15 protein-coding genes are annotated in these 18,371 nt (G+C 35.9%); 6 read left to right on the top strand and 9 right to left on the bottom strand.

Annotated elements, in window-relative coordinates:
• Nucleotides 1-9 precede the first annotated feature (9 nt).
• The 6 genes from AC8GF4_RS03110 to AC8GF4_RS03135 all read right to left on the bottom strand — a co-directional run bounded on the left by AC8GF4_RS03110 (nucleotide 10) and on the right by AC8GF4_RS03135 (nucleotide 8,417).
• Nucleotides 10-2,841 carry a TonB-dependent receptor gene (locus AC8GF4_RS03110; RefSeq protein WP_506592657.1) on the bottom strand — a complete coding sequence of 944 codons (2,832 nt, stop codon included), beginning with the start codon at nucleotides 2,839-2,841 and terminating at the stop codon, nucleotides 10-12.
• A 363-nt stretch (nucleotides 2,842-3,204) separates the two neighbouring features.
• Complete coding sequence (budA, locus tag AC8GF4_RS03115) at nucleotides 3,205-3,993, bottom strand: acetolactate decarboxylase (RefSeq protein ID WP_506592658.1); 789 nt, start codon at nucleotides 3,991-3,993, stop codon at nucleotides 3,205-3,207.
• Nucleotides 3,994-4,540: 547 nt separating this feature from the next.
• Nucleotides 4,541-4,951 (bottom strand): group III truncated hemoglobin, encoded by a 411-nt coding sequence (locus AC8GF4_RS03120; RefSeq protein ID WP_506592659.1) that lies wholly within the window; start codon nucleotides 4,949-4,951, stop codon nucleotides 4,541-4,543.
• 56 nt (nucleotides 4,952-5,007) lie between these two features.
• Nucleotides 5,008-5,547 carry a DUF4136 domain-containing protein gene (locus AC8GF4_RS03125; protein ID WP_506592660.1) on the bottom strand — a complete coding sequence of 180 codons (540 nt, stop codon included), beginning with the start codon at nucleotides 5,545-5,547 and terminating at the stop codon, nucleotides 5,008-5,010.
• A 198-nt stretch (nucleotides 5,548-5,745) separates the two neighbouring features.
• On the bottom strand, nucleotides 5,746-7,725 hold the full coding sequence (gene hutU / locus AC8GF4_RS03130) for a urocanate hydratase (protein WP_506592661.1): 1,980 nt from the start codon (nucleotides 7,723-7,725) through the stop codon (nucleotides 5,746-5,748).
• A gap of 515 nt (nucleotides 7,726-8,240) precedes the next feature.
• Nucleotides 8,241-8,417 (bottom strand): C1orf53 family protein, encoded by a 177-nt coding sequence (locus AC8GF4_RS03135; RefSeq protein WP_506592662.1) that lies wholly within the window; start codon nucleotides 8,415-8,417, stop codon nucleotides 8,241-8,243.
• 93 nt (nucleotides 8,418-8,510) lie between these two features.
• Here AC8GF4_RS03135 and AC8GF4_RS03140 point away from each other — a divergent pair, with 93 nt between their 5' ends.
• From AC8GF4_RS03140 to hemL, 4 genes are all read left to right on the top strand, one after another.
• Nucleotides 8,511-8,852, top strand: a complete 342-nt coding sequence (locus tag AC8GF4_RS03140; protein WP_506592663.1) for a hypothetical protein — start codon at nucleotides 8,511-8,513, stop codon at nucleotides 8,850-8,852.
• Between the two features lie 3 nt (nucleotides 8,853-8,855).
• Complete coding sequence (locus AC8GF4_RS03145; protein WP_506592664.1) at nucleotides 8,856-9,839, top strand: 1-aminocyclopropane-1-carboxylate deaminase/D-cysteine desulfhydrase; 984 nt, start codon at nucleotides 8,856-8,858, stop codon at nucleotides 9,837-9,839.
• Nucleotides 9,840-9,946: 107 nt separating this feature from the next.
• Nucleotides 9,947-10,759, top strand: a complete 813-nt coding sequence (locus tag AC8GF4_RS03150; protein ID WP_506592665.1) for a glucosaminidase domain-containing protein — start codon at nucleotides 9,947-9,949, stop codon at nucleotides 10,757-10,759.
• A 127-nt stretch (nucleotides 10,760-10,886) separates the two neighbouring features.
• The gene (hemL, locus tag AC8GF4_RS03155; protein ID WP_506592666.1) at nucleotides 10,887-12,173 is read left to right on the top strand and encodes a glutamate-1-semialdehyde 2,1-aminomutase; all 1,287 of its coding nucleotides are present in this window, start codon (nucleotides 10,887-10,889) and stop codon (nucleotides 12,171-12,173) included.
• Between the two features lie 234 nt (nucleotides 12,174-12,407).
• Here the strand turns inward: hemL and AC8GF4_RS03160 are convergent, their stop codons facing one another.
• On the bottom strand, nucleotides 12,408-12,845 hold the full coding sequence (locus AC8GF4_RS03160) for a DUF4890 domain-containing protein (protein WP_506592667.1): 438 nt from the start codon (nucleotides 12,843-12,845) through the stop codon (nucleotides 12,408-12,410).
• Between the two features lie 264 nt (nucleotides 12,846-13,109).
• Between AC8GF4_RS03160 and AC8GF4_RS03165 the strand changes: the two genes are divergently transcribed.
• Nucleotides 13,110-14,279 (top strand): molybdopterin molybdotransferase MoeA, encoded by a 1,170-nt coding sequence (locus tag AC8GF4_RS03165; RefSeq protein ID WP_506592668.1) that lies wholly within the window; start codon nucleotides 13,110-13,112, stop codon nucleotides 14,277-14,279.
• A gap of 243 nt (nucleotides 14,280-14,522) precedes the next feature.
• Here the strand turns inward: AC8GF4_RS03165 and AC8GF4_RS03170 are convergent, their stop codons facing one another.
• Nucleotides 14,523-15,611 carry an AI-2E family transporter gene (locus AC8GF4_RS03170; RefSeq protein WP_506592669.1) on the bottom strand — a complete coding sequence of 363 codons (1,089 nt, stop codon included), beginning with the start codon at nucleotides 15,609-15,611 and terminating at the stop codon, nucleotides 14,523-14,525.
• Nucleotides 15,612-15,882: 271 nt separating this feature from the next.
• On the opposite strand from AC8GF4_RS03170, the gene glgA reads away from it, so the two are divergent.
• Complete coding sequence (gene glgA / locus AC8GF4_RS03175; protein WP_506592670.1) at nucleotides 15,883-17,109, top strand: glycogen synthase; 1,227 nt, start codon at nucleotides 15,883-15,885, stop codon at nucleotides 17,107-17,109.
• Between the two features lie 231 nt (nucleotides 17,110-17,340).
• Here the strand turns inward: glgA and AC8GF4_RS03180 are convergent, their stop codons facing one another.
• Nucleotides 17,341-18,126 carry a DUF5995 family protein gene (locus AC8GF4_RS03180; RefSeq protein ID WP_506592671.1) on the bottom strand — a complete coding sequence of 262 codons (786 nt, stop codon included), beginning with the start codon at nucleotides 18,124-18,126 and terminating at the stop codon, nucleotides 17,341-17,343.
• Between the last annotated feature and the right edge of the window lie 245 nt (nucleotides 18,127-18,371).

Raw genomic sequence — 18,371 nt, forward strand, 5'->3', positions numbered from 1 at the left:
TTCTTTGATTTATAGTGTGAATTTGACACCAAAAGCTGTTTTTACACCATAAAATTCAACTTGCTTAGGACGATCCTCTGAATTACCATAATGGTACATTAATGGATTATTGAGAATGTTGTTGATGTCGGCAAATAACAAGAAGTTTTTATTGATTTTGTACGAAAGTCCTACGTCTAATGTACTGTATTTGCCATAGTATATGTCATTTTTGTCTTGATCAGCAAAAGCGATCGCATATTTACCTTTGTAATTATAGGCTGCTCTAATGTTAAATCCTCCTCTTTCAAAGAATAATTGCGCATTGAATAATTGTTTGGCTTGATAAGGCAAGCTTACTTCTCTTCCTGTAGTTGTTGTCATTTCTGAAGTCATCAAGGTTGCATTTAATTGCGTTCCAAAATACTGTAAGAAACCAGGTAAGAAATCAAAACGTTTCATGATACCTAACTCTAAACCACCAATCCAAGCTTCGTTTCCATTATTTGGCGTGCTAAATTCAACTCCTGTAATCCCATTATAGGTTCCTTGGTAAGAGTCTTGAAAAATTGGATCTTTAATAGATTTATAGAAAACACCTCCACTAATCAAACCTGCATTAGAAAGATAATATTCTCCCATTAAATCAATATTCCAAGAATAAGTTGGATTTAAATTTGGATTTCCACCTTTGAATTCGTTGTCTGCTTCTACATAAGATCCACCAGGGGTAATATCACCAAAATTAGGTCTAGCAAAAGTTCTTGTCGTGGCAAATCTTAGATTTAAATTTTCATTAGCTTGGTATTTTAAGTGAATCATAGGTAATACAGCTAAGTATTTTTTTGTGTTTTCAACAGGAGTCAATACGCCATTAATCACATTGTAGCCATTTACTCTTGTTTCAGTATTCGATAAACGAATACCTCCCAATGCAGTTAGTTTTTCAGAAACTTTATAAGTCCCCATTCCGTAAGCATCGGCATGCGTTTCATTAACATCAAAGTTTCTTCCCAAAGCTTTATTATATTCTAAAGCTTCTGAGTCGGTTTTATTAATCACTAGGTTTCCTTTGTTTTTATTCCAAAAATCATCCATACCATTTGTAGATAATACAGGACCAAAAGTGCTAGAAATGTTAGTGTCTAATTCTCTTAAATAGTCAGCTCTTCCAGGTTGTTCAATTAGAAATCCTTGTGAGTCTGAAAGAAGTGGTGCTGGAGCTCCTCCAGGTATCCAATTGTAGAAAATGTCTGAGAATCGTGCAGTACGTTCTTTATCTCTATATTTAAATCCGTATTTCAAAGTCAATTTATCATTAGCTAGAATCTCATGATTAAAAGCAGCTACGATTTTGTCTTTCTCTGTAATTGCAACTTTATAAAATTCTAAATCTGAGAATTTCATTTTTGCTGCATCAGTTTTAAAATTAGGATCACTATAGAAACCAAATAAAGCATCTGGATTTTTATAATCTAATTTCCCGCCATCTACTGCCCAATAAGCTCTTGGACCTTTACCTTTATTAACAATATAAGAAGGATTCATTCCAATACCATCTTGTCTGTATTTGATTACAAAGTATGATTTATTTTCAGCATCAGGAATGTTTCCGTATTTGAATTCATTTTCATAAGATGCTAATTCCCAATCAATGGTACCATTGTTTAAATCATGTTTTCCTCCAAGGTTAACAGATTTTAATTCTGTAATTAAGTTGTTATGAATGTTTTGTAGTTCTACTCTTGCCGTATTGGTGGTAGAGTTAAATTTATCAAAACGAACTCTTTGTTTGTAATGTGTCTCAAAATCAGAAAGAGTACCGTACATTGATTTTAAATAAATCTTGCTTTTAGGACTCAAGTTGTAATCAAGAGCAAGGTTTCCACCTGTAGTTTTACGTATTCCTGTATAATCTCTTAATTCCATTCTAAAAACTCCTTCATCTCCATCTCTTCTGGCTTCAAAATTATCAGTAGCCCAGTTTCTATTAAAACGAGTTAAATTAATCAAATAACCAAATTTTTTGTTTTTTGTTGTTCCGCCATAAGTTAAAGCAGCATTGTATACCCCTTTTCCAGATTTGTCATTATAGCCACTACCAATAGTAGCATTCAATGTTTGTTTTGCGGGTGCATTATGGGTGATGAAATTAACACTTCCGCCAATTCCGTCGGCTTCAATGTCAGGTGTAATAGCTTTGTTTACTTGTACATAAGCAATTAATTCGGAAGGAAAGAAATCAAATGCAGTAGCTCTAGAGGTTGTTTCTTCCTCTGCAGTTGGTATTCTGTTGCCATTTATAGTAGTTGAAGCCCAAAATGGCGGGAGTCCTCTTACCGATACAAATCTTCCTTCTCCTTGATCTCGTTCTATAGATACTCCTTGAACTCTTTGAACGGTTTCGGCAGCATTACGATCTGGGAGTTTTCCTATTCCATCAGCTGCTATAACATTCATAACATTAATAGCATTTTTTTGCATGTTTAGCGCTCGTAATTCACTATTTCTTTGAGCTGAATTGACAATAACTTCTTTTAATCCGGTTTCTAATGGTTCCAAAGTGATAGCACCCATATTATAAACCTCATTTGGACTAATACTAATTGTTACTTCTTGTGTTTTAAATCCAATTGAATTAACAATAACTTTAAAAGTTCCATCTGCAATTGAAGTCAATTTAAAATTTCCATCAAAATCGGATGTCGTTTTATTATTCGAATTTTCAATTGAGATGGTCGCTCCAGGTATTGGAAGCTTATTGTCATAAACAGTACCTATTAATCCTTGCTTTTGGGAAAAGCAAAATCCTGTAAAATTTAGTACTACTAAGAATAGTATCCGATTTAGTTTTGTTTTCATTGTTTACTAATATTAAATATTTTTTACAAATGAACGTAATATATTTAATATTAGTAAATTTTATGGATTATCAAAAAGTTTTTATTGCTTTATCAAAATGTAAAATAAATGTTATGCTGTTAACTTTGTGTTAATGCAATTAAAGGTGTTTATTTTAATTTACATTGAAGAGTTTATATAGGTTGAAGGTTGTGATTAGTCATATCTAATGCGGTTAAGTCTATTTAGATTTAAACCATAAAGACTTTTTTATTTTGCAAAAAATATTCAAAATAATCATTAGCTATTTATAAGGAGATGTATTTAATTCTTTATTGCAGGTTAGTAGCACTAATTGATTTCATTTCAAATTGGTTATAGAAATTATTTCTCCACTTTCTCCACTTTCTCCAAATCTTCTGCTTTGGTTTTGGCTAAATTCAGTTTGTTGAACACTTCATTATCGGGAATATGCATTTCAAAATCATCCATATAGTCAATTTCGATTTCAAAATTAGAGCCTAATAAATCCAACACGTGTCCGCCCGTTTTTTTGTCATCTGAAAGGAAATGAAAATGATAACCCGGAACATTCAGCCCTTTCGTATAGTCAGGAAATCGGAAGCCAACTAGCGTTCCAGAAATAGTTCCCAATTCAAAAACGGATTGTTTTTTTATGGCATCAATCATTAATGGATAGGGTTTGACTTGTTTAGAGACGCTTCGGGTTTTTATCGTTTGGCATTTCACTTTGATTTTATATCCCACATACAAGTTTTTATTGGGCGATATGGTGTCTAGTAAAGCATAGAGTTTCTTGAGGTCAAAGGATTGGTGTGCAAAAACAACATTGTCTTTCGAGAAATTGGCAACCACCGCAAAAGGAGTTTTTTGCGAAGGTAAAACTTCATACGCTTTTCCATCCGATTTAATTTGGTAAAAATGATTGTCAAACCCAATCATTTCGCCGTCCAATTCGTTAAAAGTCCCAATCCCGAAAGTCCCTTTATTTTGCAAATCTTTAAGTGTCATATCACCATCAAAACCACCTTCCATCAAAGCGTTGATTGTAGCGTATTGGTATATTCTTGTGTTTTTGTCTTTTTGGGCGGTACTCGTGAAAAATGAGAATGCGATAAATAGAAAAAGGATTGTTTTTAGAGAATTAGTCATTGTAATTTGGTTTTGTTAGTGTAGCAAAAGTAATACAATGGATTTGAATAATAGAAAGTCCCTAAGGATATGCAGATAAATTGCCTCCAGCTTTAGCTGGAGGGAAATGAATTAATGTCAAATTGGCTTTAGCCAAAATAGCAAAATATTTTGGCTAAAGCCATTGACACTGCTACAAATCATCCTCTAGCTAAAGCTAGAGGCAATTCAAAACTTTGTGTGAGTTGATTGGAAAAGTTTTGTTAGTGTAGCAAAAGTAATACAATGGATTTGAATAATATAAAGTCCCTAAGGATATGCAGATAAATTGCCTCCAGCTTCAGCTGGAGGGAGATGAATTTATATCAAATTGGCTTTAGCCAAAACAGCAAAATATTTGACTAAAGTAATTGACACTGCTACAAATCATCCTCTAGCTAAAGCTAGAGGCAATTCAAAACTTTATCTGAATTGATTGGAAAAGTAGTGGTAGTTGAATGTTGAAAAAAAAACAATCTGTGATAATCTGTGTAATTTGTATCCAAAAAACTACAATATTTGTGTTATTTTACAAAAGCGGATGCTTCGCTTCATGTCTAAAATACTCAATTTTGTGGTTGAACATCTCGGCCATCATTTTGCCCCTTAGTTTGGCTTCATCAGCATTTTTACCTGCAAATAAACTATCCACAGTTTGAGTGAAAATATCCATCCAGCGGTTAAAATGTTGTTTCTCGACTGGCAGTTGTTTGTGTGGCGGAAAAGGACTTCCAGAATAAGTATGCTCTTCGAGCAGTATAGTTTGCCAAAAGCGGTACATTTTCTCCAAATGTTCTGGCCAGCGGTTGCCTATTTTTTCATCAAAAATAGTACCCAGTAGTTCGTCTTTTCGAATGTTAGAATAGAAAGTGTCTACCATTAATTGAATGTCTACCATTAATTGAATGTCTTCTATGTTGGAAATGTCTTTATTTGCCATAATTTCTAATTATAAAAAAAACCTACGCAAAGGTAGGTTTTTGTCTTAAGTTATTTTTATTTTTTAGGAAGTACCGGAGGATACTGTGCCAAAATTTGAGAAACAATGTTGTTTATTACTTCATCTTTTCGGTTCATTTCTTTGGTAAGTGTTCCAGTTCCTTCACCTTGCCAAATTAATTCTTTCTTTTTAGCATCGATAAGATCAATGTATAAAGTGCCTTCTGTGGAAGAGGTTACTGTGGTTTGTCCGCCCATCATATATGGATTCCATCCCCAACCCCAACCGTAGCCATAACCGGCATTGAATTGGTTTACGCTAACTTGTTCTCTCGACTTAGTAAAAATGTTTACTAATAAATCGGGATTTTCACTTTTGGTCATTCCTTTGGCTTGCAATTGTTGGTCGATAGCGTTCAGAATTCTTTTTTTGTCCAATTCAGATATTTCGACTTTGTCAATACCCGATTTCATAAAAGCAAAAGTTTTGTATTGTGCAAAATCAGCAGATTTATCATAATCAGAATATACTTTTACGGTGTCACAAGAAGCAACTATGAAAAGTAACAATAGAGGCAAGAATTTAATAGTTTTCATGTTCATATGATTTAGTTAAGTTAAAACTAGTGCAAAAACCGTACCAGTTTAGCTAAATGAGTGTTAATTTTTTAAATAGAGCTTCTCGAAATTTTTTAGCCACAGATTAAACAGATTAGCACAGATTTTAAAAAACAAAAAAAATGGAATCTGTGCTAATCTGTGAAATCTGTGTCAAACTTTATTGTTTGAAAACAATTAATCCAATAAGGCATCATCCACTAAATTCGGTAATGTTACTTTTAACAAAGGTTCAACTTCCATAGCACGTTTTATAGCAAAAACAGCTCCTTCGTTACGAGCCCAACTGCGTCTTGAGATTCCGTTGTTGACATCCCAAAAAAGCATTGAGGCCAAGCGTCGAGAAGCTTCCTTGGAACCATCCAGCACCATTCCAAAACCACCATTGATAACTTCTCCCCAGCCAACACCGCCGCCGTTGTGAATAGACACCCAAGTGGCGCCACGGAAACTATCGCCAATCACATTATGAATGGCCATATCAGCAGTAAATCTTGAACCGTCATAGATATTCGAAGTTTCTCGGTAAGGAGAATCCGTTCCAGAAACATCATGATGATCACGACCCAAAACAACCGTTCCTATCTCGCTTTTGGCAATCGCCTGATTGAAAGCTTCGGCAATTTTTACACGGCCTTCGGCATCGGCATATAAGATTCGGGCTTGAGAACCCACAACCAATTTATTTTCCTGTGCACCTTTGATCCACTGAATGTTATCCTGCATTTGTTGCTGAATTTCAATAGGAGCTGTTTTAGCTATTTCTTCCAAAACTTGACAAGCAATAGCATCAGTTTTGGCTAAATCTTCCGGTTTTCCCGAGGCACATACCCAACGGAAAGGCCCAAAACCATAATCAAAACACATAGGCCCCATGATGTCTTGCACATAACTCGGGTATCGAAAATCAATTTTATTTTCGGCCATAATATCAGCTCCGGAACGTGAAGCTTCGAGTAAAAAGGCATTTCCATAATCAAAGAAATACGTTCCTTTGGCCGTATGTTTGTTAATAGCTGTTGTGTGTCGACGCAATGTTTCTTGTACTTTTTCCTTAAATAAATCAGGATTATTAGCCATCATGTCATTGGCTTCCTCAAAAGAAATTCCAACCGGATAATACCCACCAGCCCACGGATTGTGAAGCGAGGTTTGGTCGGAACCCAAATCGATATAAAGGTTTTCCTCGTCAAATCGTTCCCAAACGTCCACCACGTTTCCGAGGTAGGCAATAGAAACCGTTTCGTTATTGACTTTCGCCAAAGCAACTCTTTTGACCAATTCGTTTATGTCTTCCACCACTTCATTTATCCATCCTTGACTATGACGAATGTGGGTAATTTTGGCATTCACCTCGGCACAAACCGTGATACAACCCGCAATATTTCCCGCTTTGGGTTGCGCGCCACTCATTCCTCCAAGACCAGAAGTTACAAACAAACCTCCTTTTGGGGAACGTTTTATTTTACGGAAACCGTTCAAAACCGTAATGGTTGTTCCGTGTACAATTCCCTGTGGTCCTATGTACATATAACTTCCTGCGGTCATTTGCCCATACTGGGAAACTCCCAAAGCATTCATTTTTTCCCAATCATCGGGTTGCGAATAATTCGGGATTACCATTCCGTTCGTAACCACCACTCTCGGCGCTTCTTTGTGAGAAGGGAACAACCCCATCGGATGTCCAGAATACATGGTCAACGTTTGCTCATCTGTCATTTCCGATAAGTATTTCATCGTCAACAAATATTGCGCCCAGTTCGAGAAAACAGCTCCATTTCCGCCATACGTAATCAATTCGTGCGGATGTTGCGCCACGGCATAATCCAGATTGTTCTGAATCATCAACATAATGGCTTTGGCTTGCTCGCTTTTTCCTGGATATTCCGAGATTGGACGCGCATACATTTTATAATCGGGACGCAAACGGTACATATAGATACGACCGTAAGTCTCTAGTTCGTTACGAAATTCAGGAATTAATTCCGTATGATGTTTCGGCTCAAAATAGCGCAAAGCATTACGGAGCGCCAGTTTTTTCTCTTCCTCAGACAATATTTCTTTTCGCTTTGGTGCATGATTAATGTTGGTCTCATACGGTTTTGGCTGTGGTAATATAGATGGAATTCCTTGTTGTATTTGTTCTTGAAAAGTCATTTTTTTGGTATTTAAAATCTAAAATTAATTGTTCAAATGAGGAGCTTCTGGGCGAGACCCCATTAAGCCAAGTGGCCTATGTTTCGCTGTGGTTAGTCGGCCACTTTCCTTAATGCGGTCGGGCTATCCGCACTACTTCGGTAGTTTGCTTTTATCCCTCTCGCATCCCGTAAATCAAGATATTTTTCTTAATTTAAAGAAATTATCCACTATGGATACCGTATATCCGACCTGTGGTAGGACTTGTGAATTTTAATTTTATATTTTAAAGAAAGAATGTCCATTGCTGTTGTTGAATTGCCTCCAGCTTTAGCTGGAGGGATAATAAATTGTAAATCAAATTGGCTTTAGCCAAATATATCTTTTGGCTAAAGCCATTAAATAGTCCCCTGTTTTCACTCCTCCAGCTAAAGCTAGAGGCAATTTAATGCTGTTTGAAATAAAACTAGAAATCTAATATATAAAAAACTGAATCTAAATTCTGCTTCTGCAATCTATATTCTTTTCTCTTTATTCTATTTTCTAATTTCCCCCGTTTTCTTATCAAATCCATAGGGACAATGACGGCAACCGCTTTTGCAACAATAGCCTCTTTTCAAATGGTGTTTTTCGGTAAAACATTTGTAACCTTCGGGCGTAAAATAAAAATCTTCGCCTTCTATTAATTTATTTTCATTACTTTGTTCTGCCATGCTGTTTTTAAACTTGAAATTCGCTACTAGGCGATTGTGTTTTTCTTTAATTTGAGCTAAATTGCCTCTACAAATTTATAAATTTTATAACCAATGTTTGTTATTGTTACCAAATATTTAATTCCGAAAGGATATCGCGGGCTAACGCTCTTTCCTTTTGTATTTGTAAAATACGTCTTTGATTCGGAAAATAAAGTGCTTATCAACCACGAGAAAATCCATATTAGACAGCAATTGGAATTACTCGTTTTGCCTTTTTTTGTTTGGTATTTTGTCGAATATGCGGTACGTTTGCTCCAATATAAAAACGCCAATTTAGCCTATAGAAATATCAGCTTTGAAAGGGAAGCTTATACAAATGAAATGCATTTAGATTATCTAAAAACGAGAACTTTTTTTAGTTTTATAAACTATCTAAAAACAATTAAATCCTAAATATTGAATCAAATAATATCATATAGTTTACCTAATGGAATCTCTCTTGAAATAAAAAGAGAGGATTTGCTTCATCCTTTTATATCCGGAAATAAATTCAGGAAGCTAAAGTACAATTTGCTTCAAGCGAAAGTTGAGAATCAAGAAACGGTACTTACTTTCGGCGGTGCGTATTCCAATCATATTGCGGCAGTGGCTTACGCTGGAAAAGAACAAGGTTTCAAAACCATTGGCGTAATTCGCGGAGACGAGTTAGCCGACAAAATTGTCGAAAATCCAACCTTACAGTTCGCTCAAGAATGCGGAATGCAATTCGAATTTGTCACCAGAGAAGCCTATCGATTCAAAACCGAACCTGATTTTATAGCCAATCTCCAACACAAATTCGGATCGTTTTATCTCGTTCCAGAAGGAGGTACCAATGAATATGCCATAAAAGGTTGCGAAGAAATACTAACTAAGGAAGATGCTAAGTTTGATTACGTATGTTGTGCGGTAGGAACAGGCGGAACCATTTCGGGGATTATTAACAGTGCATTGCCACATCAAAAAGTTTTGGGATTTCCAGCATTAAAAGTAGACTTTTTAAAAAAAGATGAAACGCCCATGAATAAATTTTCTTCCAATTTAAATAAAAAAGGCGTTCCTGACGACCTTAGGCAAATAACTACTTTATCGGAAGAAATTCGTAAATTTGCCACCAATACAAATTGGGAATTAATCACCGACTATCATTTTGGAGGTTACGGAAAGGTAAATGAAGAACTGATTCAGTTTATAAATCAGTTTTACAAACAAACACAAGTGCCATTGGATCCCGTTTATACTGGAAAGATGGTTTTTGGCGTTATAGATTTAATTCAGAAAAACTATTTCTCGAGTAACACCAAAATTTTATTGATTCATACAGGAGGATTACAGGGAATTCAGGGTATGAATGCGCTTTTAAAAAAGAAGAATAAGACGTTGATTGAAGTAGGACAATAGCAGTTTCAATGACTATTTAAAATAGAAACTTTAATAGCAAATATAAGCGTCTCATTTTTTATAAAATAAATAATTACAGTATCAATATAATGCCCAAATACAGCTTCATGTTTAAAAAAATAGTTTTATTTCTTTTCATTGGGACTATCATCGGATGTGGTTCTTCGAAATCAACAATCGTTACTACCAAAAAACCAGTGGGATGGAAATATTCCAAACCCATCCAAAACGGCAGTAGCAGTAAAGTGAATTCCAAGCCAATGTCAACAAATGAAGTGACCAAAGTTTACATAACGCAATACAATGCCGTTGCGATGGCCAATATGAAAACCTATGGAATTCCTGCCAGTATTATTTTGGCACAAGGTATTTTGGAGTCTGGAGCTGGGCAAAGTGATTTGGCAATGAATGCCAATAACCATTTCGGCATAAAATGCCATAACGATTGGACAGGAGACAAGATTTATAAAGATGATGATTCTGCTAATGAATGTTTCCGAAAATACAATCAAGCTTCTGAATCCTACCAAGATCACGCGACAGTTTTGACAGGTAAAAAAAGATATGCTAATTTATTTGCTTTGCCCAAAGGGGATTACAAAGCTTGGGCAAAAGGGCTGAGAGACGCAGGTTATGCCACCGACCCAAGATATCCGGAAAAATTAATTAACTATATTGAGTTGTACAATTTAAGTCAATACGATGACAAAGTTTTGGGGAGCAAAATAACAAAAACAGAAACCAAAGTATTGCTTGAAGATAATTTCGGTGGAGATGAAGCCAGTTTGTATGAAATTCAAAAAGGAGATACTTTTTATTCGGTTTCCAAAAAATTCAATTTAACCGTTGACGAATTAAAACAGAAAAATAACTTAACAGAGAATGCGCTTTCGATAGGACAGAAGTTGATTGTGAAGTAAGTTATGGGTTTTGAGTTATAAGTTAAGAGTTATCTGTTTTCGGTTTTGAAAACACAAATTCTAGTATTCCATCAATCCAAGAAGTCCAATAATCTATAAAGTCTAATAATCTAAGAAGTCTAAAATAATGATCTATAAAAGAAGTAGTGAACTTTTTGCGGAAGCAGAAAAAGTAATCCCAGGAGGAGTAAATTCACCAGTAAGAGCGTTTAAAGCTGTGGGCGGAACACCAATATTTGTAAAAAGTGCCAAAGGAGCGTATTTGTATGACGAGGACGGAAACCGTTTAATCGATTATATCAATTCATGGGGGCCAATGATTTTGGGTCATGCCTACGAACCAGTGGTCGAAGCCGTAATTGAAAAAGCCAAATTGGGAACGTCTTTCGGGATGCCAACCGAATTGGAAACTCAAATCGCTTCTTTAGCCGTTTCGATGGTTCCAAATATTGACAAAATTCGTTTTGTAAATTCAGGTACAGAGGCGTGTATGAGCGCGGTGCGTTTGGCTCGCGGATTTACCAAGAGAGACAAAATCATCAAGTTCGCTGGCTGTTACCACGGTCATTCCGATTCGTTTTTAATTCAAGCGGGGAGTGGTGCCGTTACTTTTGGAACACCAAACAGTCCAGGTGTAACTGCTGGAACTGCCAAAGACACTTTACTAGCCAAATACAATGATTTGGAAAATGTGGCTACTTTAATCGAAGCCAATAAAAATGAAATTGCCGCTATAATTGTAGAACCCGTTGCAGGAAATATGGGTTGTATTCCACCTGCTAAAGGATTTCTAGAAGGATTGCGCGAGTTGTGTACAGCAAACGGAATTCTATTGATTTTTGATGAGGTAATGACCGGTTTCAGATTGGCCAGAGGTGGAGTTCAAGAATTGTTCAATATCAATGCTGATATTGTTTGTTTCGGAAAAGTAATTGGAGGCGGGTTGCCTGTTGGAGCTTTTGCCGCTCGTGCCGAAATCATGAATTACCTAGCGCCTCTTGGACCCGTTTATCAAGCGGGAACATTATCGGGGAATCCATTGGCGATGGCTGCTGGATTGGCCATGTTGCAGGCATTAGATACTGATCGCTCTATTTTTAAAAGATTGGAAGAGAAAACAGCTTATTTGGGTGCAGGAATCGAAAGAGTTTTGAAAGCCAATAACGTGGTTTTTACCATCAATAGAATTGGTTCAATGATTTCGGTTCATTTTGATGCGAATCCAGTAACCGATTTTATATCTGCAGCTGCTGGAGACAATGAAACGTTCAAGAAATTCTTCCACAGATTAGTGGCCGAAGGAGTGTACATCGCACCATCAGCTTACGAAACTTGGTTTATCACCGATGCGTTAACGTATGAAGATTTAGACTTTACTATTAATGCTATTGATAAAGTTTCTAAAACCTTTTAATTTCTTTATATCCTGCACCGTTTTTTTTCTAACCTTTGATGTTATTTGATATCCTGCAAGGTTTTTTCTAACCTTGTAGGTATGTTTGAAAACGACTTCATAATAAGTTACACCTACAAGGTTAGAAAAAAACCTTGCAGGAGAAAAACACGAATTCCCCCAATTCTCACAAATTTATTCGTGATAATTGGGGGAATTCGTGTTTAATTTTTTGAATATAATTTGAATTATTCTTTACATTCCTCCTCTTCTTGCACTCGTTTTGTCTTTCATTTTTTCCATATTCTCTTCTCTCATATCCAGCCATTTTTGATATTGATCAGCAGATAAAATCGCTTTCATTGTAGCTTCGGTAGCTGCTTTTTCGGCTTGCATTGAGTTTTTGAATGCTGTTTTTTCTTCAGCAGTCATTTTATTTCCATTGGCTTTTCTTGTGCCTTTTTGAGCTTTCAGATCTTGTGCTTTGGCACTTTTTTCTGCCAATATTTTACCAACCGCTTCTTGTTGTTTGGCATCTAAAGAAAGTTTTTTGGTTAGATGGGCTAATTGTTTTTCTTGGCGTTGTTCTGGAGTCAATTTTTCCATGTCAGCTCTTTTGGGTTGTGGAGTGGCTTCTTGAGCAAATCCTGTCAAACTTATTCCGAATACTAAGGCAATAATTAAATTTTTCATTTCATTTTATTTTTAAGTTATAGAGATAAGATAGATGAAGGAGAAAAAGGTTTAAAGCTTTGATTTAAATTAACATAAATGTTTGAATGGAATGTAACCATGGTTTTTTTATTTGAGATTTTCGGTAGCTTATTTATTTCGAAAAAAGACATTTTTAGAGGGTTTCAGAAGGTTAATTTTATTTGGATTTTCTGTTTTTTTATAGGAACAATAAGTGATATCCATTTTCAAATTGTATTTTTGAATACTATTAAAAAATAACCTATGATTTCCGTTCCTGAAGCCTTTTCGATATTAGAACTTAATTTACCTGTTTTGCATGAAGTAGAGATTTCTTTATTTCAAGCAAGAAAACATATTTTAGCACAATCCCTATTGTCGCCTATTAATATGCCACCTTTCCGACAATCGGCGATGGATGGTTATGCTTTGTGTTTGCATGATGCTTTGGCTTATGAGATCGTAGGAGAAGTAAAAGCAGGAGATTCTCATATAGTAGAATTGCAACCGGGACAAGCCGTAAAGATTTTTACAGGTGCTGCTGTACCCGATTCGGCTCAAGCAGTCATCCAAATTGAAAAAGTAGCAGCCAACGGGACACAATTGCTGTTGGACGAATTAGTAAAACCTGAGACGAATGTTAGACCTATTGGTGAACAAATTTCTGTAGGGGACTTGGCTCTCGAAAAAGGAACTGTGTTAAACGCTGCTGCCATCGGTTTTTTGGCGGGCCTTGGTTTTACAAAAGTTTCTGTATATAAAAAACCAAAGGTCGGCATTGTAGTTACGGGTAATGAATTGTCAAAACCCGGAACTCCTCTCGAATATGGAAAAGTCTATGAGAGTAACGGTATTATGTTACAATCTGCATTGATGGATGCATTTTATGACGCAGTCACTTTATATGAAGTCAATGATGATTTTGAAAATACTAAAAACAAACTGAATGAAGCAATAACAAACAATGATGTAGTTTTGGTTTCGGGAGGAATATCCGTTGGAGATTATGATTTTGTGGCTCGTGCATTAAAAGAACTTCAAGTCGACACTCTTTTTTATAAAGTGAACCAAAAACCAGGGAAACCTCTATTCGCAGGAAAGTTGAATGACAAGATGGTTTTTGCTTTGCCAGGAAATCCTGCAGCTTGTTTGACATGTTTTTATGTGTACGTTTTGCCTACATTGGCTATACTTTCGGGAGCGGAGGTTAATTATCAGCAAGCAGTCCAGTTTCCGTTAGTTCATGATTATGAAGTAAAAAATACCCGTTCTCAATTTTTGAAAGCGAGTATCAATAATGGAGAAGCAGAAATTCTGACGCATCAAAACTCATCGATGCTCAATTCTTTCTCCGTTTCCAATGGTTTGATTTATGTACCTCATGGACAATATGAATTGAAGAGAGGGGATGCCGTTGCCGTGTATTTACTCTAGTTTAACAACTATAAACTTCGTTATTGTTTCGGGAGTAATTTGACAGCAGTAATTTGGACTCTTGTAAAAACAAATTCACTTATTTTGCCTAAAGAACTTGTGAACTACGTGAGGGATAGAGCAAGGCGCCATAGCGCTCGTGATAGCCCGACCCCATTGAGAAAAGTGGCTTTGTAAGCGGTGTCTAAAGTAAGCTACTTTTCTCAATGGGGGCACGCCCAAATAACTATTGGTAAATGAAAATTATTCTTCAATTTTTTCGTCTTCTATCATTTCAATCCAGGAAAGGAAGAATTTATAACCTAAGGTCAGGATAACAGCCCCAAGGAATAATCCAATGAATCCGTTGTAAATAAATCCTCCAATGGCGCCTAGAAAAATCACAAGCATTGGTGCAGGCGGATTTCCTCTTCCCAGAAATATGGGTTTTAATATGTTGTCGGAAATCATGGTGATACCCATCCAAATCGCCAGAAGTGTGGCAGTTGTGGTGTCGGTAACCGAAAACATATAAATCACAACAGGAAAAGCAATTGGGCCAATTCCGATTTGGATTACAGCAAGAATTAAGCAAATAACCGTGAAAATCCCAGCAAAAGGAACTCCCGCCATAAAGAATCCGGCACCTACCATTAAGGATTGTATCAAGGCTACTCCCAGAAATCCTTTTACTACATTGCGTATTGTAGCTACGGTGATTAGTGCATAATGTTCGCCATTGGAACCTATTAGTTTGATGAAGATATTTTTGGAAACTTTGGTTAGTGAGTCAGAATACAACAATAATCCCATGGCAATTAGGATCGAAAAAATAAATTGTAAAATACCTTTTCCAACACCTGCCAAAGCAAGCAATAACCATTCTCCAACTACTTTTAGTTGATCGGAATATTTAAATACTACGTTCGAAATGTCTTCGGAGGCACTTTTCCAGATTTCCAAGATGGGTTTTGTAATTGTAGGCCAATCCTTGGTGCTTTCTCCCGGAGGCGGAATCAAATGTTCGCCAGCTTGATAGGAATGGCTGAAATTATTAATTTCTTCGTACAACGATTGGGATACTAGTATGCTGGGAATAACTAAAATACTTAGCAAAACTAAAGTCAAAAATAGCGTTGCCAAAATCTTTTTTCCTCTAAATAATTTGGTAACGGATTCATATACAGGACTGAATGCAATGGCAATAACAACCGCCCAAATTAGGATTAAAACAAAGGGTTTCAAGATGTCATAACACCAACTTATTAATAAAAATAGCACACCAAGTCGGATGATGGTGTCGGCAATTTTTTCGAAACTGTAGTTGTTGAAGTTTGAGTTTTTTGTTTGCATATACTAAGTTTTTTTGATGTATAAAAAAGCAATACGATTTTTAGGCTAATCTAGTTAAAATGCTGTAAATAGCAATAGTATTTAATGTTGTGTTTTGTTGAAAGTTTAAATAATTTTGAAATTAGTTAAAAAATGTTTCAAAATAATGGTTGGTTTGAGTACAAATTAATTTGGGGTTTTGTATTTTTACTAAATTGATGTCTTGGTGCAGTTTAAGGTTTTAAGTAATGTGCCTTTATGTCAATTGTTTTAAATTTTAAAAAGATAGTAAATGAAAATAGCACTTTATACCAACGAATTTCCGCCCTACATTTATGGAGGAGCAGGTGTTCATATTGATTTTTTAAGTCAGGAGTTGGCCAAATTGGCTCAAGTTGAGGTTCGCTGTTTTGGAGACCAAAAAGAAAACAAGGATTCCATGCATGTGGAAGGAATTAATTCCTGTTTGACTAAAATGGTCGATCCAGAAAACGAACACATTAAGATGTTTCATAATTTAAGCCGAAATGTCGAAATGGCTCAAGCGACTCCAAAAGCGGATATTGTGCATTGTCATACTTGGTACACGCATTTGGCGGGTGTCTTTACGAGAGAATTATTGCAGGTGCCGTTAATATTGACGACTCACAGTTTGGAAACGCACCGCCCTTGGAAAGTAGAACAATTGGGTAACGGTTATTTTATGTCCCGATGGATTGAAACCAACGCTTACAAAACTGCCGATGGCGTGATTGCTGTTAGTGAGCAAATGAAGACCGATGTGGTGGAAGCGTATGGTGTTGATCCCAAAAAAGTAACTGTAATCCATAACGGAATAGACCCCGAATTTTACAAGCCTACTTTTGATGAAGCTTTGTTAGCCGAATATGGCATCGACCCCAATATTCCTTTTGTGCTTTTTGTAGGCCGAATTACCCGTCAAAAGGGAATCTCAGGATTGATTGAAGCTGCTCAATATTTTAACAAAAATTGTCAAATTGTGCTTTGCGCAGGAGCTCCCGATACGGAAGAAATTGCCAAAGAAACGGAAGTTCTTATTGCAAAATTGAAATCAGAGAGAGACGGAGTAATCTTGATTTCTGAAATGTTACCTCGTGAAAAAATCAAAGTATTGTACAGTCATGCTCGAGTTTTTGCCTGTCCATCTTTGTATGAGCCTTTCGGAATCATTAATTTGGAAGCTATGGCTTGTGAAACACCAGTCGTAGGAAGTCATGTGGGTGGAATTCCTGAAATAATTGTAGAAGGAGAAACGGGCTATTTGATTCCGCTAGAAAGTGTTTCGAGAACCGATTTCAATCCAAAAGATCCAATTGGTTTTCAAAAAGCTTTTGCTGTCAAAATAAATGCATTGTTGGACAATGAAGAATTGGCAGCCGCTATGGGTAAAGCGGGACGCGTGAGAGTGTTGAAACAATTTAGTTGGGAATCGATTGCTAAAACTACTTTTAATTATTATCAGGAAGTAATTGCTCGATTTGTGAAAGAGCAGGCTTAAGTGATTTTTTGCAAAACCTTGAAAGTAGTTGGATAATACAATAATGATCTAGTTTTGTATACGTTTTAACTATAGCCCACGGTTTCAACCGTGGGTAACATAATCAAGATTGTTTTTCGATATTAGATTTTCTATATTGTCTCCAACGGTTGAAACCGTTGGCTATGGTGTAAGCAAAAAGGGAGGTGTGTCACACCCATATTGTAATTTTCGGGGTACTATTTTTAGTAATTAAACTACAACACACTCCACTTTTTTTTCATCAATTAACTGCAAATCGATTATTTTTTGAGCAACAGTTCCCTTTTCAAATATTCGAATGAATTTAAAAACACTGCTAACCAAAAAACCTGGGTTTGAAATTAATCGAGCGATTTTAGTGATTTTTACATCTCTTTCCTTTATGCAGTTTTCTCTTTGATTTTCAGGTAGTACAACAAATTCATTGGCAAATTTCCAAGCACCATCTCTGGCTGTTTTCATACTGAAATCAATAAAGAAGTTGTCTATTTTTCCAGATAATTTGAGTATAATGGTCAATGTTGGCCAAATTTTGATTAAGCATTTTTCGACGCTTTCTACCAGATTGCTCAGAATTGTATTTATTTGGTCAAAATCGGATTTTAAGCTTTCAATATCTTCTACTGTACTGACTTGTGCTGAAGCTATTCCTAAATCCAGATTTACATGCGCATTGATACCGAGTAATAAATGCTGAACAACTATTGGCCAAAAGTCTTCGGCTTGTTGAAACGAGAATTCCCAACATTCAGAAGGTTTTTCTTTGGCTTTGTATTGGTAATACGCCTTCAAATACCGATTTGCAAAAATAACATCCAGTTTTTCCATTCGCTCCCCATTTTGAAAAGAACCATTGCCAATGCCGTGTTTTATTTGTATTGTAACTTCACGGTAAAGAGTAGTAAACAAGCCTATAGCGCTTTGTTCTAGTTTTGATATTTTAATTATTTCATCCAAAAATTGAATGACTTCGTCTATAGTGGTGGCTTGTTTCATGCTTATTTAGAGTTGATTAGAATTAAAAAGGAAGAGCGAATATAATTATTTTATTTTTTTAAAAGTATTTTTTGGAGTAAATATCTTCACAAATGCATCAGTTATTTTACCTCATGTTGCTTCGCCAATTCGCTGTCGCTCGGGTCGCAGATTTTAATGAGAATTTTTATTCTTGACTAATCGCTTTTAGAGCTATTAATGCATTTTTTTTATAATATCACTATAATCATCATTTCAACTAATAA

It is taken from the genome of Flavobacterium rarum (SeqCode), assembly GCF_965234445.1.
Lineage (GTDB): Bacteria > Bacteroidota > Bacteroidia > Flavobacteriales > Flavobacteriaceae > Flavobacterium > Flavobacterium rarum.

Coding starts and splice junctions, on each gene's coding strand:
- AC8GF4_RS03110 (WP_506592657.1), bottom strand. CDS start 2,841: ATGAAAACAAAACTAAATCGGATACTATTCTTAGTAGTACTAAATTTT.
- budA (WP_506592658.1), bottom strand. CDS start 3,993: ATGACTAATTCTCTAAAAACAATCCTTTTTCTATTTATCGCATTCTCA.
- AC8GF4_RS03120 (WP_506592659.1), bottom strand. CDS start 4,951: ATGGCAAATAAAGACATTTCCAACATAGAAGACATTCAATTAATGGTA.
- AC8GF4_RS03125 (WP_506592660.1), bottom strand. CDS start 5,547: ATGAAAACTATTAAATTCTTGCCTCTATTGTTACTTTTCATAGTTGCT.
- hutU (WP_506592661.1), bottom strand. CDS start 7,725: ATGACTTTTCAAGAACAAATACAACAAGGAATTCCATCTATATTACCA.
- AC8GF4_RS03135 (WP_506592662.1), bottom strand. CDS start 8,417: ATGGCAGAACAAAGTAATGAAAATAAATTAATAGAAGGCGAAGATTTT.
- AC8GF4_RS03140 (WP_506592663.1), top strand. CDS start 8,511: ATGTTTGTTATTGTTACCAAATATTTAATTCCGAAAGGATATCGCGGG.
- AC8GF4_RS03150 (WP_506592665.1), top strand. CDS start 9,947: ATGTTTAAAAAAATAGTTTTATTTCTTTTCATTGGGACTATCATCGGA.
- hemL (WP_506592666.1), top strand. CDS start 10,887: ATGATCTATAAAAGAAGTAGTGAACTTTTTGCGGAAGCAGAAAAAGTA.
- AC8GF4_RS03160 (WP_506592667.1), bottom strand. CDS start 12,845: ATGAAAAATTTAATTATTGCCTTAGTATTCGGAATAAGTTTGACAGGA.
- AC8GF4_RS03165 (WP_506592668.1), top strand. CDS start 13,110: ATGATTTCCGTTCCTGAAGCCTTTTCGATATTAGAACTTAATTTACCT.
- AC8GF4_RS03170 (WP_506592669.1), bottom strand. CDS start 15,611: ATGCAAACAAAAAACTCAAACTTCAACAACTACAGTTTCGAAAAAATT.
- glgA (WP_506592670.1), top strand. CDS start 15,883: ATGAAAATAGCACTTTATACCAACGAATTTCCGCCCTACATTTATGGA.
- AC8GF4_RS03180 (WP_506592671.1), bottom strand. CDS start 18,126: ATGAAACAAGCCACCACTATAGACGAAGTCATTCAATTTTTGGATGAA.